The sequence below is a fragment of the Moorella naiadis (nom. illeg.) genome (assembly GCF_051020825.1).
GTDB lineage: Bacteria > Bacillota > DSM-521 > Neomoorellales > Neomoorellaceae > Neomoorella > Neomoorella naiadis.
In genome coordinates this window covers 72,492-88,671 of record NZ_JAXGFQ010000003.1, presented here as the reverse complement: position 1 = coordinate 88,671, position 16,180 = coordinate 72,492, and the positions used below count along the sequence as shown (strand labels likewise).

Genomic DNA, 16,180 nt, shown 5'->3' with positions numbered 1-16,180 from the left:
TATGTACGGATTTGCGCGGGTACCGGGGTCCTGCGGCGAACTGGTCCAGGGGGTAGTTGGTGGTCAATACTTCCTCATTACCTGTCCCATTAAATTGGGGGCAGAGGTAAGGGTCAACCTGCAGCCCGGAAGCCGGATTAGCGGACCCCGGGAAAGGATCAAAGCCCTGCGCGCCGTGCGCCTGGCCCTGAATTACCTAAATAGCCCGTGGGGCGCTCGGGTGGAAATCTGCAGCCCCCTGCCGCCGGGCAAGGGCCTGGCCAGCAGTACAGCCGATGTAGTAGCAGCTCTGGTGGCTACAGCCGGGGCCCTGGGAAGGGAGCTATCCGTAGAAGTAATTACGCAGCTGGCCCTGGCCCTTGAACCCAGTGATGGGACTTTTTTACCGGGTATTGTCCGTTTTGATCATCTGGCTGGTAAGAAATGGGAGTATCTGGGGCAACCGCCACCACTGGATATTTTAATTGTCGACCCGGGCGGTGTGGTCGATACTGTCCTCTTTAACCAGCGCCGGGATCTCCCGAACCTCAACCTGGCCAAGGAAAGGGAAGTTAGGGAAGCTACCCGGCTGGTGCGGGAGGGCCTGTCCCGGGGCAGGACGGATTTGGTCGCCCGGGGAGCGACCCTGAGCGCTCTGGCCAACCAGGGTATTCTCTATAAACCGGAACTGGAACCCATCTTGAAAATCGCTATCAGCAGTGGCGCCCTGGGGGTGAATACGGCCCACAGCGGTACAGTGATTGGTGTTCTTTACCGGCCGGGGGAGGTCGACGTGACCGACCTGGAGGGCCGGATCCGCGCCGTCTTTCCTTATGTTAACTTTATCCGGACTACCATGACTGGTGGCGGGGTGGAGGTGGCGGAAGGCCCATGGCTACAAGAGGGACAGGATACAGCCATAGCGGTGAATTAACCAGGACGGTCCACGGCGGCGACTGGCAGGGGGCTGTTGATCGCTATGGCTGGCGGGTGGATGAGATCCTGGATTTCAGCGCCAACATTAACCCCCTGGGACCCCCGGCTGGGGTACTGGCGGTTCTAAAGGAGAACCTGGCAGCTATCCAGCGTTACCCCGACCCGGCCAGCCGGCGCTTTAAAGAAGCCCTGGCGTCCTCCACCCAATTAGAGACTGGTTCTTTGATCGCCGCCAATGGGGCGGTGGAATTAATTTATCTAGTCCTGCAGGTTCTAAAGCCGCAAAGGGTACTGGTTAGTGAACCCACCTTCAGCGAATACCACCGGGCCGCCAGGGCTGCCGGGGCGGGGGTAGTCACCATTACTTTAGATCCGGAAGCTGACTTTTCTTTCGACCTTGAACGGTGGCGCCGGGAGTTACCAGGGGTCCAGCTAGCCTTTATCTGTAATCCCGATAATCCCACCGGCCGCCTCCTGGCCCCGAATATTTTACAGGAGGTAGTCAACTGCTGCCAGGCAGCCGGGGTTTTCCTGGTCGTGGACGAATCCTTCCTTGACTTTATCCCCAATGGCGAGGAGTATTCTCTTGCCCGGCTGGCAGCTACCCGGCCGGGATTATTGATCCTCCATTCCCTGACGAAGATTTATGCCCTGCCCGGCCTGCGCTTGGGGTACGGGGTGGGCCACCCAGAGCTAGTGTCCAGGTTGGAAACCGGCCGTGACCCCTGGAGCGTCAATATCCTGGCCCAGATGGCCGGCGTCATCGCCCTGGGGGAAACAGGGTATATAAAGGAGACCCAGGCACTAATCGGCCGCGAAAAGGAATTTCTTTGGCAGCACCTGGCGAAATTAGCAGGATTCCAGCCTTATAATCCCGAAGTTAATTTTATCTTGACCAGAATCCTGGACGACCGCCTGGCGGCACCCGTGCTGGCTGAACTCCTGGCCCGGCGGGGTATCCTCATCCGCGATTGTTCGTCCTTTCCCGGCCTTGGGCCCCATTACTTCCGCGTAGCCGTCCGCGATCGCCAGGCCAATGAGCGCTTGCTGGCCGCCCTGGGGGAGCTAGTGGCTGGCATTCCTGCCAGCGAACCATGAAAAGGTAGGCTGGGGAAGGGCTGGCGGGCACAGCCCCGAGGAAGCCAACCAACAATTGCCTTGTTTGGTAGAATCCTATTTTGGGGAGAGCCACTCATGGTAGAAGCCGCCACCACGAACGGGAGAAATGAGAGGCAGAACAGCCTTAATCTGAAACTGGCATAGCCAGTTTCTACAACCATCCCACCTCTAACCTCTCATTTCTTATATCTCATTTTGGGAGAGAGTTAATTGCAGGGTATTAGGGTCTATCTGGTTCGTCATGGTGAGACCGAGTGGAATCACACCATGCGTTATCAAGGTCATTCCGACATTGCCTTAAGTGCCAACGGCCGCCGGCAGGCAGAGCTCCTGCGGGAGCGTTTCCGGGGCATTAAGCTCGATGCTGTTTATAGTAGTGATTTATACCGGGCTAAGGAAACAGCCATGGCAATCGCCGCTCCCCACGGCCTGCTGGTGCAGGAAGTCCCGGCCTTGCGAGAAATAAACTTCGGTGCCTGGGAGGGATTAACCTACCAGGAGATTATAACTTCATACCCCCAGGAATGGGAAACCTGGCGCCGGAATCCGGGAACAACCATCGTCCCCGAGGGCGAGAGCTTTCAGCAGGTCAAGGAACGGGCGCTGGCTGCTTTTGAAAAAATCGTCGCCGGGGAGGAAAAGGGTCGCACCCTCCTCTTTGTCGCCCATGGTGGGAGCCTGCGCTCCCTTATTTGTGCCCTACTGGGACTTGATTTAACTGCCGTCTGGCGTTTTCGCCTGGACAATACCGGCGTTAGTGTGGTTGATTGTTACGACGAGAATCGCATCCTGGTGTTATTAAATGATACTCATCATCTGGAGACCCTGGGCGGTCCGGATGGCAGCGGGGTCCTTTGAACAGGGAGTAACTAGGGCTTGATCCAGGCAAACTACCACCAGGAGGTGGTTGCCTTGGAACCCACATTTAAGCCCTCACGGGCGCCCTGGAGTACCCAGCCCAGCCTGAAGGAGATGGCTGACGAAGTCGGCGTAGACTTTGATCGCTTCATCGCCGGCCTGGCCGCCAATCGTTCCGACACGGAACTGGCGGCGGAATTCGGGGTCGAATCCCAGGTTATCTATCGCCTGCGGGACCACTTTGAACGCTACGGGATTCAGTCCATTATGGGGCGGGACTAGCCGGGTAACCCGGCTTTTTTTGCCCCACCGCGAGCGGATAAGCAACCAGGTTTAGAAAACGACCCGGGCCCGGGTCGGAAGAATACTGGCGCTCCCGGAGGGATTATACTAAAATTTTTATCGCCCAAATTATAAGTCCGAATCCTTTATAGACATGATTTAGACAATTTTTGCTGCGTCAGCACTGCTAACCGGACTAACCGGAGCGAAGTCTGGTACTGATGGCCATAGTTATGGTATAATTAAGCAATAATTTGGTCCCCCAAGGAGGCTTGCATCCGTGCTGACGGATAAAATTATCGGTGAGGGTTTAACCTTTGATGACGTTCTGCTGGTACCGGGCGAATCAGAAATCTTACCCCGGGATGTAGATATCAGCTCCCGTTTTACCCGCCATATTAACCTGGCTACCCCCCTGGTCAGCGCCGCCATGGATACGGTGACGGAAGCCCGGACGGCTATCAGTATGGCCCGGGAAGGTGGTATTGGCGTCATCCATAAGAATATGACCATTGAACGCCAGGCCAGGGAGGTGGATCGGGTCAAGCGTTCGGAACACGGCGTGATCACCGATCCCATTTCCCTCACCCCGGATCATCAGGTCCGGGAAGCCATTGCTTTGATGGAACACTACCATATCTCCGGGGTTCCCATCACCGTCAACGGCAAGCTGGTAGGCATTATCACCAACCGGGATATCCGTTTTGAAGAAAACCACGAACGACCCATCAGTGAAGTCATGACCCGGGACAACCTGGTCACCGCCCCGGTAGGCACCACCTTGAACGAAGCCCTGGCTATTTTAAGGGCCCACAAAATCGAGAAGCTGCCCTTGGTAGATGCCGATTATAACCTGCGGGGTTTAATTACCATCAAAGATATTGAGAAAACCCGTCGCTACCCCCAGGCCTCCAAGGATGCCAGGGGCCGGCTGCGGGTGGCGGCCGCTGTGGGTACAGCGGCTGATACCATGGACCGGGTCGAGGCCCTGGTGGCGGCAGGGGTGGACACCATCGTCGTTGATACGGCCCACGGCCAGGCCCGGAGCGTTATCGAAACTGTAAAGCGTCTCAAAGCCTCCTTCCCGGCGGTAGAGCTGGTGGCCGGTAATATCGCCACCGCTGCCGGGGCCAGGGCCCTATGTGAAGCCGGGGTAGATGCCGTTAAAGTCGGCGTCGGCCCGGGTTCCATTTGTACCACCAGGGTCATCGCCGGCATTGGTGTCCCCCAGATTACGGCTATCATGGAGTGTGCCCGGGCAGCGGCAGATTTCGGCGTACCGGTAATTGCCGATGGGGGTATAAAGTACTCCGGTGATATCACCAAGGCCCTGGCTGCCGGTGCTGGCACGGTAATGATCGGCAGCCTCCTGGCCGGGACGGAGGAAAGCCCGGGCGAGATTGAAATCTTCCAGGGCCGCAGTTTCAAGAGTTACCGCGGCATGGGCTCCCTGGCTGCCATGAAGGAAGGGAGCAAGGATCGTTACTTCCAGGAGGAGGCGGAAAAGCTGGTGCCGGAAGGGATTGAGGGCCGCGTACCCTATAAAGGCCCCCTGGCGGAAACCATCTTCCAACTGGTCGGCGGGCTAAGGGCCGGCATGGGGTATTGCGGTGCCCGCAATATTGCCGAGCTCCAGGCTAAAGGGCGCTTTATCCGCATCACCCCAGCTGGACTCCGGGAAAGTCATCCCCATGACGTCATGGTGACAAAAGAGGCCCCCAACTACCGGATTTAAACCGGAAGGAATCCTTAACCGACTACGGGAATAAAAGTTAAAGGGTCGCAGCACATACTTAAAATGGGAGAGGTGTAAGCAATGGTTGCTGAAGTTTTTTGGTCTAATATGCGCGCTGAAAAGGGGAAGAGCCTGGTGGACAAGGTGGCTACCCTGTGGCGCCGGGCCGGTTTTAAGGAAACTATCGACCCCGGCGACCTGGTGGCCATCAAAATCCATTTCGGCGAAAAGGGGAATACGGCCTATATCAACCCGGTCTTTGCCCGTCGGGTGGTGGAGTTAATTAAAGCCGCCAAGGGTAAGCCCTTCCTGACGGATTCCAATACCCTTTACGTCGGTTCACGCTCCAACGCCGTCGACCACTTACAGACGGCCATTGAGAATGGTTTTGCCTTTGCCGTGGCCGGGGCGCCGGTGGTTATTGCCGATGGCTTAAAGGGCAAGGATTACTATGAAGTGCCCGTTAAAGGCAAGCACTTCCAGAGGGTTAAAATCAGCAGCGCCATTTACCATGCCGACAGCATGGTGGTCATGAGCCATTTTAAGGGTCACGAGTTGGTAGGCTTTGGTGGTACTATCAAAAACCTGGGCATGGGTTGTACTAGCCCCTCGGGTAAACAGATGATGCATAGCGACGTCCTGCCCCGGGTGGAAGAGGAGCGGTGCATCGCTTGTGGTAAGTGCCAGCGCTGGTGCCCGGCCGGGGCGATCACCGTTACCGAAAAGGCCCAGATTAATGCCGCATTGTGCATTGGCTGCGGCGAGTGCACCGTCACCTGTCCTCGACGGGCCATTAAGGCCAGCTTCAAGAGCGACCCGATAGTCCTGCAGGAAAAAATCGTCGAGTTCGCACGGGGGTCGCTGCAAGATAAGGAAAATAAATGCGTCTTCTTTAATTTTGTTACCCAGGTAGCCCCGGAGTGCGATTGCAACGCCTGGGATGACGCGGCCATTATCCCCGATGTCGGTATCCTGGCTTCCCGGGACCCGGTAGCCCTGGACCAGGCCAGCTTTGACCTGGCCAATGCCCAGCCGGCCCTACCGGGGACCCGCCTGGATGGCCATGAAGACGCCCGAGATAAGTTCCAGGCCGTTAGCGGCTATGACGGTACTCCCTTGTTAGCATACGCCGAAGCCATAGGTATGGGGACGCGGCAGTATAAACTGATCAAGGTCTGAATTTACTTTGCCTGCTATTCCCGATAGTTACTGAACTATATTAATCCCATTGTGTAGTATAATTTTAGCAGGAGGTTTGGCAGAAATGGCGAATCTATATGTAAAGAAGATGGAGGGCCGGTCCGGGCGCCAGCTGGCCTACCGTCTGGCTTATGGTTGCGATCTCCTAGAAGCCCTGCAGGGTATTGTACAAGAAGCCGATGTACGCTTTGGGACCATCAACTTCCTGGGCGCTGTCCAGCGGGCCAGGGTCGGCTACTACCTACAGGATGAGAAGCGTTTTATAACCCTGGCTTTTGATGAGCCCATGGAGATCTTGAGTGGTTTGGGGAATGTATCCTTGAAAGACGGCCAGCCCTTTGTCCATGCCCATGTCACTTTTTTGCAGCGTACAGGAGACCTCAAAGGCGGGCACTTGTTACCGGGTACCATTATCTTTGCCGGGGAGGTTTTTATTGAGGAACTAGAGCTGCCGGCGCCGCCGGAGCGGGTCCCTGACCAGGTAACGGGTTTGACCCTCTGGGAATAGAATTTAATAACTGAAGCGAAGAAAACATTTAAATGGGGGTGGGGTAAATGCTCATACCGGTAAAGGTCAAGCAATTAGTCCTGGATCAAACCTTGAATCCGGTAGTGTTGCTGGGCGATGCCGAGGGGACCCAGGTGCTGCCCATCTGGGTGGGGCCCTTTGAAGCCCAGGCCATTGCCCTGGCTATGCAGGGTATCTTGACACCGCGTCCCCTAACCCACGACCTGTTGCGTTCCCTCTGTGAGAATCTGGGGGCAGAGGTCAATAAAGTTCTGGTCCAGGACATCCGGGATGGCACCTATTATGCCGAACTCTATCTCCGGCAGGGAGATAGGGAGGTGGTCGTCGATGCCCGGCCCAGTGATGCCATTGCCCTGGCCCTCAGGACCAACGCCCCTCTCTATATTACCGAGAAGGTCGCCGCCTATACCCTGAGTATTGAAGACCTGGTCAGTGAGGATCGGGCGGAAGAGTTGCAGCAAATGCTGGCGAACATCAAACCTGAGGAAGATAAAAAACACCTGCATTAGAGACCTGCATCCCGACCGGGTACGGCCGGGATTATTTGTCATTGGGATGCGAAAACGTTATAATATAGGGTAAAAAAGTGGGTTTCTAGGGGAATAGGAGGCAGGTTGTGGTCGCGACGGGAAAAACCTTTAAAATTGTTACTTATGGTTGCCAGATGAACCAGCGGGATAGTGAGGTTATGGCCGACCTCCTGCAGGCGGCCGGTTACCGGCCGGTAGAGCGGGAGGAGGAGGCCGGTGTCATTATCCTCGACACCTGCTGTGTCCGGGAGAAGGCGGAAAACAAGGTCTACGGCAAGCTGGGACAGATCGAAAGGTTAAAGAGTGCCAACCCGGAGATGGTCATTGTCGTGGCCGGTTGCATGGTCCAACAACCAGGGGTGGCCGCAGGAATCCGCCGCCAGGCGCCCTATGTTGATCTCCTCCTGGGGACCGGGCCGGAAAACCTGCGGGAATTGCCCCGGTTAATCGCGGAGATCCGGGAGCAGCGCCAGCCCCGGATTGTGATAGGCGAACAGAAAGGGCCAGTGGTCGAGAATCTCCCCCGGCGGCGCGCCCGGGGGGCTCAGGCCTTTGTAACCATAACTTACGGCTGTAATAACTTTTGTACCTACTGTATCGTGCCCTACGTCCGCGGCCGGGAGCGGAGTCGGCGGCTGGAGGCTATAATTAAAGAGATCGAGGAACTAGTCGCCCAGGGGGTGATAGAAGTTACCCTTCTGGGCCAGAATGTCAACTCCTACGGCCGGGATCTGGAGAATGGCATTGATTTTGCCGGTCTCTTGACCAGGGTTAACGGGATTGAGGGTTTGAAGCGCATCCGTTATGTCACCTCCCACCCCCGGGATTTCACCCTGGAACTGGTGGCCACTATCAGCCGGCTGGCAAGGGTTTGCGAACATGTCCATTTACCCGTCCAGGCTGGCAGCAACCAGATGTTGGAACTAATGCACCGGGGTTACACCCGCGAACACTACTTAGAATTAGTGGCCGCGTTGCGCCGCCAGATACCCGGGATCAGCCTGACTACTGATCTCATCGTCGGCTTTCCTGGAGAAAGGGAGGACGATTTTGCCGCGACACTGGACTTGGTTGCCAAGGTCCGGTTTGATAACGCCTTTACCTTTATGTATTCGCCGCGACGGGGTACAGTAGCCGCCACCCTGCCGGACCAGGTGCCCCTGGCTACCAAGAAGGAGCGGCTCAAACGGCTGATGGCACTCCAGAATAGCATCAGCCTGGCGATCAACGAAACTTTGGTCGGACAAGAGCTAGAAATCCTGGTTGAAGGCCCTAGTAAAACTGATCCCAGCCAGTTGAGCGGCCGTACCCGGACCAACAAGCTGGTTATTTTCCCCGGAGAACAGGCCCTGACCGGCCAGCTGGTCAGGGTCCGGATAACCCGGGCCCAGACCTGGCTCTTAAAGGGGGAAATGGTTAATGGCTAAGGAGCAGGCCCTGACCCCCATGATGACCCAGTACCGGGAGATTAAATCCCAGCACCCGGATTGTATCCTTTTTTTTCGCCTGGGTGATTTCTATGAGATGTTTTATGAAGACGCCGAGGTAGCAGCCCGGGAACTGGAACTGGTGTTAACCACCCGCGGTGGCAAAGAGGCAGCGCCTATGTGCGGGGTGCCCTTTCATGCCGTTGACAGCTACCTCACCCGCTTGGTAAGTAAGGGTTACCGGGTGGCGCTCTGCGAACAGATGGAGGACCCCAGCCAGGCCCGGGGGCTGGTGCGCCGGGAGGTTATCCGGGTAGTCACCCCGGGGACGTTAACTGATGAAAAGGCTCTGACACCCGGGGGAAATAACTACCTGGCGGCCATCGTGCGGGCCGGCGGCAGCTGGGGCTTGGCCTGGGCTGATGTCTCAACCGGGGAGTTTATGTTTACCACGTGCCAGGATCAGGAGAGCCTAGTGGACGAGCTGGTCCGCCTGCTGCCGTCAGAATATTTGCTGCCCGGGTTACTGGCCCGGGATGCGGCTTTCAAGCGCCTGCTGCAGGTTTATACTAGGGGCGTGATAACTGAATGGCAGGTTGCCGGGGAGCCGGAGACGGCCCGGAAGGCCCTGGAAGAGCACTTTGGCCAGGGGTCTCTGGCCGGGGTTGCCATGCCGGACCCGGCTAGCCTGGCAGCAGCCATGGTTCTTTCCTTCCTGGTTTCCACCCAGCATAACTCCCTGGCCCACCTGGAGGTACCAACTGCAGCGTCAACCATTAAGCGCATGTTCCTGGATCAGGCCACCAGGCGCAACCTGGAGCTGGTGACTGCCGGCCGGGAGCAAAAGCGGGAGGGCTCCCTCCTTTGGGTCCTGGATAAAACCCTCACGGCCATGGGCGCCCGGACCCTTAGGCGCTGGTTGGATCAGCCCCTGGTGGATGGAGATGTTATCCAGGAGCGCCAGGCGGCAGTAGCCGAACTAGTAGACGGCTTTATCCTGCGCCAGGAGCTGCGGGAGCGGCTGCAGGTAGTCCGCGACCTGGAACGCCTGGCCGGCCGGGTAGCCTATGGTACAGCCGGCGGCAGGGAGCTCCAGGCCCTGCGGGGCTCCCTGGCTGTGATCCCCACGATCCTGGAACTAACAGCTGGAGTACAGGCCGGTCTCCTGGCACAGGTAAGGGACCGGCTGGATCCCCTGACAGACCTGGTAACCCTCCTGGGTCGAGCCCTGGTGGACGATCCCCCGGCCGGCATCACGGAGGGCGGTATTATCCGGCCCGGTTATAATGAGGAAGTGGATCAACTGCGCCAGGCAGCCGGCCACGGGCGGGAGTGGATCGCCGGCTTGGAGGCTGAGGAACGGGAGCGAACCGGGATTAAATCCCTGAAAGTAGGTTATAACCGCGTCTTTGGTTATTATATAGAAGTAACCCGGCCCAACCTCCCCCAGGTACCGCCTGATTATGAACGCAAACAGACCCTGGCCAACGCTGAACGTTTTGTTACCCGGCGCCTGCAAGAGCTGGAACGCCAGGTCCTGGGCGCCGAGGAAAAGCTGGTCCAGCTGGAATATGAACTCTTTCAGGCCCTGCGGGAGGAGGTCCTGGCCGTCTTGCCCCGGATCCAGGGAACGGCCCGGGCACTGGGGGTGCTGGACGCCCTTCTTTCCCTGGCCACAGTGGCGGTAGATAATAACTATGCCTGCCCCCGGGTGGATAACGGTACGCTGATCGCCATCGAGCAGGGCCGTCACCCGGTAATTGAGCTGGTGGGAACCCGGGGGACGTTTGTACCCAACGATACTTATCTGGACGAGGAACACTATATCCACATCATTACCGGCCCCAATATGGCCGGAAAATCCACCTATATCCGCCAGGTAGCCCTTATCGTTCTGATGGCTCAAATTGGCAGCTTTGTCCCGGCGCGGCGGGCGCAGATCGGCCTAGTGGATCGGATCTTCACCCGGGTAGGTGCGGCCGACGATATCTTTGCCGGCCAGAGTACCTTTATGGTCGAGATGCAGGAAGTGGCCAATATTTTAAAGCATGCCACCCGGCGGAGCCTGGTGATCCTCGATGAAGTAGGACGAGGGACAAGCACTGCTGACGGCTTGAGTATCGCCCGGGCGGTGACGGAGTATATCCATAACACTATCGGTTCTCGCTGCCTTTTTGCCACTCATTACCACGAGCTGGTCAAACTGGCGGAGGAACTGCCGGGGATTCAAAACTACTGCGTAGCCGTTCGGGAAGAGGGAGATGATATTACCTTTTTACGCACGATAGTTACGGGAAGTACCGATAAGAGCTACGGGATTCACGTCGCCCGCCTGGCTGGCCTACCGGAGACAGTCCTAGAAAGGGCACGGGAACTTTTGGAGCACCAGCCTCAGTACCAACCCCAGCCCCAGGCACGTTTGAGGGTGGTAGAGAAACCTGCCCGGCTACTGGCACTGGATCCTAGTGCGGCCAGGGTTCTGGAGGAGCTGGCCGCCTATAACCTGATGGCAGTTACCCCCCTGGAGGCCATGGAACAGATCTTTCGCTGGCAAAAAGGCCTGGAACGCGGGCTGGACATAATCCAGAAGGGCAAGGGGTGATAGCTTGACTGGGAACCAGGCAGCCAGGATAGCCGTCCTAGATGCCCTGACTGCCAATCAGATCGCTGCCGGGGAGGTAGTCGAGCGGCCGGCCGCGGTAGTCAAGGAATTAGTGGAAAACTCCCTGGATGCGGCAGCCCGGCATATCGATGTGGAGATTGCCGGGGGCGGTCTGGAGCTGATCCGCGTCCGGGATGACGGCCTGGGCATAGGGCGGGAGGATGCCCCCCTGGCTTTCGCCCGTCACGCCACCAGTAAAATCCGCCGGGCGACCGACCTGGCCCGGATTACCACCCTTGGGTTCCGGGGTGAGGCCCTGGCCAGCATTGCCGCCGTGGCCAGGGTGGAGATGACGACCCGGCCGCTGGGGGAGACGGCCGGCACCCTGGTGCGGGTTGCCGGCGACACCCAGCCAGAGGTTATGGCAACCGGCTGCCCGCCCGGGACTACGGTGACTGTCAGGGATTTATTCTTTAATACCCCGGCCCGGCGCCAGTATTTAAAAAAACCGGCAGTGGAAGCCAGGACGGTAATGGGTGTGGTCGAGAAATTGGCCCTGGGGCACCCGGAGGTGGCCCTGACCCTGAGCATCGATGGCCGGCGTTCCCTGGCCACCCCGGGCAATAGCGACCTTCAGGCTGTCCTGGTGGCCCTTTACGGCCTGGAAACGGGCCGGGAGCTTTTGCCCCTTCAGGGAGCCGGTGCTGGTTGGAGCTTGCAGGGTTTTATTTCCCCGCCCTGGATGCATCGTTCCCATCGCAACCAGCAAGTCTGGCTGGTCAACGGCCGCTATATTTTAAGCCGCGTTTTCACCTGGGCCGTAGAGGGTTGTTACCGGAGCGTCATCCCTGCCGGCAGGCATCCCCTCTTTATCCTGCAGCTGACCCTGGACCCGGGGGAAGTAGATGTCAATGTCCACCCGACCAAGCTGGAGGTCCGTTTTCAGAAAGAACAGGACCTGGCCCGGCAGGTAACCAATCTGGTCAAGGGGGCACTTTTCACACCCCGGGCCGTGGCACCGGCAACCATCGCCCGACCGGAGGAAAAGAAGGCCACTGGGTCGACAGTGGTGCAGCAGGATATTCCCTTCCGGGATATGGAAGAACAGGCGCACAACTGGGGAGAATATATCCTACGGGAAAGAGATGGGCAAGTTCGCCACCCGTTGAGACCGGAACAAAATACTACCCCTACCGGAATGAGCGGGGCTAGCGGAACGACTGGGCCGGGCTGGGACCAGGCTGGTGCCGGCAGGGTCTTGCTGGAACTGGAGCCGGTAGTTACCGGGGAAGGCCGGACCGGGGAGAAACCCTTGGAGGAGGGAGAGACCAACCCGGATAAATCCCCCAAGATAGGGACCTGGAGAGGAGCAAGCATGCCTTCGCCGCCGGTTCACCCGGACGGTCCTGGCAAGGAAGGTTATACAGCCGGGACAGAGACAGCGGCGGTCCTGCCCCCTTTACAGGCCCTGGGCCAGGTGTTTAATACTTATATCCTGGCGGCCGGTGGCGACGGCCTGTATATCATTGACCAGCATGCCGCCCACGAGCGCTGCCGCTTCGAGGCTTTATTTAAAGAAAGCGGGCTTGGTGGTCACCCGGCCCAGATGTTGGAACCCCCCTTAACCCTGCACCTGGCCCCGGAGATGTTGTTAAAATTGGTTGATCAGATTGTCGTCCTACGGGAACTGGGGTTTATCGTCGAGGAATTCGGAACCAACACCTTTTTATTACGCTCGGTCCCCCTGGGAATTCCCCCGGGGAAGGAGCGAGAGGTGCTGGAGGATTTCCTGGCGGACAGCAACCTGCCGGTACTGGAAAGGCTTTACAAGCTTATTGCCTGCCATGGGGCGATAAAGGCAGGGGAGCCCCTGGCCAGGGTAGAGATGCAAAGGCTGCTGGAGGATCTGCGGCGGGTTAACCATCCCTATACCTGTCCCCACGGCCGGCCGGCTATAGTCCGACTGGATCAAGCCCAACTAGCCCGTTACTTTCAGCGTCCGATAAAAACAAATGGAGGGAGGTAGAGCTTGTCGGCGAAAGAACCCCTGGCAGCCATCGTCGGGCCTACGGCGACGGGCAAATCAGCCATTGCCCTCCAGGTGGCCGCCCACCTAGGGGCAGAGATAATCTCGGTCGATTCCGCCCAGGTTTACCGGGGTATGGATATTGGTACGGCCAAGCTGACCCCGGCAGAGAGGGTGGGGCCGGAGGGGCAACTAATACCCCACCATCTGATAGATATTGTCGACCCTGACGAGCCTTTTAGTGTTGCTGACTACCAAGCCCTGGCCCGGCGGGCGATCAAGGAAATAAACGCGCGGGGTTGTTTGCCCTTGCTGGTAGGCGGCACAGGCCTGTACTACCAGGCGGTAGTCGATCCCTACCGCTTTACTCCAGAAGGGGGAGATCCCCGGGTCCGGCAGGAACTGGAGGAGCTGGCCGCCAGGTTCGGCAATGAATACCTCTATGAACGCCTGCAAAGGGCTGATCCGGAGGCCGCCAGGATGATCCATCTCCATGACCGGCGGCGCCTGGTCAGGGCCCTGGAGGTTTACCAGACAACCGGGCAACCCATCTCCGCCGCCCTGGCCTGGCGCCGGCGCAAGGAAACGCCCTATCGCCTGGCAGCGGTGGCCCTGACCATGCCCCGACCTCTTCTTTACGAGCGCATCGAGGCCCGGGTTGATGCTATGCTAGCCCAGGGGCTGGTTGAGGAGGTCGCCCGGCTGCTGGACCGGTACGATTACCGCCTGCCGGCCCTCCAGGCCCTGGGTTATAAAGAGATTGGCGCTTATCTACGCCACGAACTGAGCCTGGCGGAGGCGGTGGCGCTTTTAAAACGTAATACCCGCCGCCTGGCCAAACGGCAATTGACCTGGTTCCGGCGGGATGAACGGCTGCACTGGTGGGAGGTGGAAGAGGCGAGAATTAAGGAAATTTCTCTTGCTATAGCCGGTTTTATCAGCAGGACAATTGATATTAATGTAGAATAGGGTTATACTAAACAAAAAATACCAACCTGGAGGGGAAAAGATGAATAAAACCCAAGGTAACCTGCAGGATTTGTTTTTGAACGTATTGCGCCGGGACAATACCCCCGTGACCATTTACCTGGTCAACGGTTTCCAGTTGAAGGGTTTAGTACGGGGTTTTGACAATTTTACCGTCGTCCTGGATGCCGATGGCAAGCAGCAGATGATTTATAAGCACGCCATCTCCACCATTATGCCCTTCCGGCCGGTAAACCTGATGGCCGAGAGCAAGACCCAGACCGAGCCCAAACAGTAGCTTATTTTCATCCCTGGCTTATTTCCATCCCCAGCTCCCCGGTTGCAACCGGGGAGTTTTTCCTTTGGCGGTATAATTTCTTTGACCGGGGAAAGGATAGGATATGGATACTAAAGGGTAGTTAACTCTATCATCTGGAGGAACGGCTATGCCTGGACCAAAGGTCAAATGTAAAGTTAATACCTGCAACCACTGGTTGAACGGCGACCTCTGCGCGGCAGGTAATATCGATATTTTGCATGAAGAGGAAGGCAAGATGGCCCAGAACCCCGAGCAGACCCAGTGCAAGACCTTCAGCGCCCGCCGGGGGATGGCCAATCTGGTCGGCTCCTTGGATAATGTCAACTGGAGTGGACTTCTCAGTAATACCCTTCTCCCGGGTGGGGAACTTTACCCATCGGTTACCTGCATTGTGAACAGCTGCACCTACTGGGCTGAAGGTAACCACTGTAAAGCAGAAAAGATCGACGTCGTGGGGGTCAACGCCGACGAGTGCCAGGATACTAACTGCCATACTTACCAGCGTAAGGGCTAATAATGTATGCTCTAATAATACAAGGAAAGAAATAGCAGGCCGGTTATCGCCGGCCTTTTTTCTTACCTGGCTCCGGCCTGCGTATACATAAAAGAGAAGAGCAGGGGAGGGGATAGCATGCTCAAGATAAAAATTGGGACGGATAAACAGCACAAAAATAATAGCCTAAAAGCTAATGTTTGGTCCCCGGCCCGTCCCCTCCTCCAGGGTAACCGGGGGAATGGGGAATACGAACAGGCCGGTAGAAAAAGGGTAGAGGCCGTCCTGGCCGAACTGGATAAGATGGTTGGCCTGGAGGCAGTCAAGAACCTGGTTAAGGAGTTGCGGGCCTTTGTCGAGATCCAGCAGCGCCGCCGCCGGGAGGGCCTGGTTACGGTCGCTACCGTTATGCATATGATTTTTAAGGGTAATCCGGGTACCGGCAAGAGTACTGTGGCCAGGCTCATGGGCCGGTTATTTAAAGAGCTAGGGGTTTTATCCCAGGGACAACTGGTGGAGGTGGAGCGGGCCGACCTGGTCGGGGAATATATCGGCCATACGGCCCATAAAGCCCGGGAGCAACTGAAGAAGGCGGTGGGGGGCATCCTCTTTATAGACGAGGCTTATTCCCTGGCCCGGGGGGGAGAAAAGGATTTCGGCCGCGAGGCAATAGACGTCTTGGTGAAGGGCATGGAGGACTACCGGGACAATCTCATCTTGATCCTGGCCGGCTACAGGGAGGAGATGGACTCCTTTTTAGAGACCAATCCGGGCTTGCGTTCCCGCTTTCCCATCCAGCTGGATTTCCCTGACTATACTGTCCCGGAGCTGCTGGCCATTGCCAGGGTGATGCTGGCGGAAAGACAGTATATCCTCTCAATAGAGGCAGCCGCCGAAATGGAGCGGCTTCTGCGGCGGGAGGCCCTTTTCGGTCACCGTTATAACGGTAATGCCCGGATGGTGCGTAATATAATCGAAAGGGCCATCCGGCGCCAGGCCCTGCGCCTGGTTGATAAGCGCAGCCTTACCCGTGGGCAGTTAATGACCATTGAAAAAGACGACCTCCTCCGGCCAGCACCGCCGGCAAAGTTGCAGGAGGAAGGGGGTGAGCTTTCGCCCGGGTCGCCGATCTGTTATAATAACTCCCGGTAATTCTGATGATGGGGGTTAAATGTTGAG

15 protein-coding genes are annotated in these 16,180 nt (G+C 57.5%); all 15 read left to right on the top strand.

Annotated elements, in window-relative coordinates:
• Window position 1: 1 nt before the first annotated feature.
• The 15 genes from SDD30_RS02845 to SDD30_RS02775 all read left to right on the top strand — a co-directional run bounded on the left by SDD30_RS02845 (window position 2) and on the right by SDD30_RS02775 (window position 16,153).
• On the top strand, window positions 2-913 hold the full coding sequence (locus tag SDD30_RS02845) for a GHMP family kinase ATP-binding protein (RefSeq protein WP_434073420.1): 912 nt from the start codon (window positions 2-4) through the stop codon (window positions 911-913).
• Window positions 871-2,013, top strand: coding sequence for a threonine-phosphate decarboxylase CobD (gene cobD, locus SDD30_RS02840; RefSeq protein ID WP_434073419.1), 1,143 nt, complete (start codon window positions 871-873; stop codon window positions 2,011-2,013). The genes SDD30_RS02845 and cobD overlap by 43 nt, the downstream gene beginning before the upstream one ends.
• Window positions 2,014-2,244: 231 nt before the next feature.
• On the top strand, window positions 2,245-2,892 hold the full coding sequence (cobC, locus tag SDD30_RS02835) for an alpha-ribazole phosphatase (protein WP_434073418.1): 648 nt from the start codon (window positions 2,245-2,247) through the stop codon (window positions 2,890-2,892).
• Between the two features lie 54 nt (window positions 2,893-2,946).
• The gene (locus SDD30_RS02830) at window positions 2,947-3,174 is read left to right on the top strand and encodes a helix-turn-helix domain-containing protein (protein WP_434073417.1); all 228 of its coding nucleotides are present in this window, start codon (window positions 2,947-2,949) and stop codon (window positions 3,172-3,174) included.
• Between the two features lie 280 nt (window positions 3,175-3,454).
• Complete coding sequence (guaB, locus tag SDD30_RS02825; RefSeq protein ID WP_434073416.1) at window positions 3,455-4,909, top strand: IMP dehydrogenase; 1,455 nt, start codon at window positions 3,455-3,457, stop codon at window positions 4,907-4,909.
• A gap of 81 nt (window positions 4,910-4,990) precedes the next feature.
• Window positions 4,991-6,088, top strand: coding sequence for a DUF362 domain-containing protein (locus tag SDD30_RS02820; RefSeq protein WP_434073415.1), 1,098 nt, complete (start codon window positions 4,991-4,993; stop codon window positions 6,086-6,088).
• A gap of 85 nt (window positions 6,089-6,173) precedes the next feature.
• Window positions 6,174-6,617 (top strand): PPC domain-containing DNA-binding protein, encoded by a 444-nt coding sequence (locus SDD30_RS02815; RefSeq protein ID WP_434073414.1) that lies wholly within the window; start codon window positions 6,174-6,176, stop codon window positions 6,615-6,617.
• A 47-nt stretch (window positions 6,618-6,664) separates the two neighbouring features.
• Entirely contained in the window at window positions 6,665-7,147 is a 483-nt protein-coding gene (locus tag SDD30_RS02810) for a bifunctional nuclease family protein (protein ID WP_434073413.1), read from the top strand.
• 107 nt (window positions 7,148-7,254) lie between these two features.
• The gene (gene miaB / locus SDD30_RS02805; protein ID WP_434073412.1) at window positions 7,255-8,595 is read left to right on the top strand and encodes a tRNA (N6-isopentenyl adenosine(37)-C2)-methylthiotransferase MiaB; all 1,341 of its coding nucleotides are present in this window, start codon (window positions 7,255-7,257) and stop codon (window positions 8,593-8,595) included.
• The gene (gene mutS, locus SDD30_RS02800; RefSeq protein ID WP_434073411.1) at window positions 8,588-11,197 is read left to right on the top strand and encodes a DNA mismatch repair protein MutS; all 2,610 of its coding nucleotides are present in this window, start codon (window positions 8,588-8,590) and stop codon (window positions 11,195-11,197) included. Before miaB ends, mutS begins: the two co-directional genes overlap by 8 nt.
• A 4-nt stretch (window positions 11,198-11,201) precedes the next feature.
• Window positions 11,202-13,223: a DNA mismatch repair endonuclease MutL gene (gene mutL, locus SDD30_RS02795; protein WP_434073410.1), complete on the top strand. Its 2,022-nt coding sequence runs from the start codon at window positions 11,202-11,204 to the stop codon at window positions 13,221-13,223.
• Window positions 13,224-13,226: 3 nt separating this feature from the next.
• Window positions 13,227-14,192 (top strand): tRNA (adenosine(37)-N6)-dimethylallyltransferase MiaA, encoded by a 966-nt coding sequence (gene miaA / locus SDD30_RS02790; RefSeq protein ID WP_434073409.1) that lies wholly within the window; start codon window positions 13,227-13,229, stop codon window positions 14,190-14,192.
• Between the two features lie 40 nt (window positions 14,193-14,232).
• Window positions 14,233-14,487 carry an RNA chaperone Hfq gene (gene hfq / locus SDD30_RS02785; protein WP_434073408.1) on the top strand — a complete coding sequence of 85 codons (255 nt, stop codon included), beginning with the start codon at window positions 14,233-14,235 and terminating at the stop codon, window positions 14,485-14,487.
• Between the two features lie 148 nt (window positions 14,488-14,635).
• Window positions 14,636-15,022, top strand: coding sequence for a DUF1540 domain-containing protein (locus tag SDD30_RS02780; protein WP_434073407.1), 387 nt, complete (start codon window positions 14,636-14,638; stop codon window positions 15,020-15,022).
• A gap of 117 nt (window positions 15,023-15,139) precedes the next feature.
• A complete protein-coding gene (locus tag SDD30_RS02775) occupies window positions 15,140-16,153 on the top strand; it encodes an AAA family ATPase (protein WP_434073406.1) in 1,014 nt (337 codons plus the stop codon).
• Window positions 16,154-16,180: the final 27 nt, after the last annotated feature.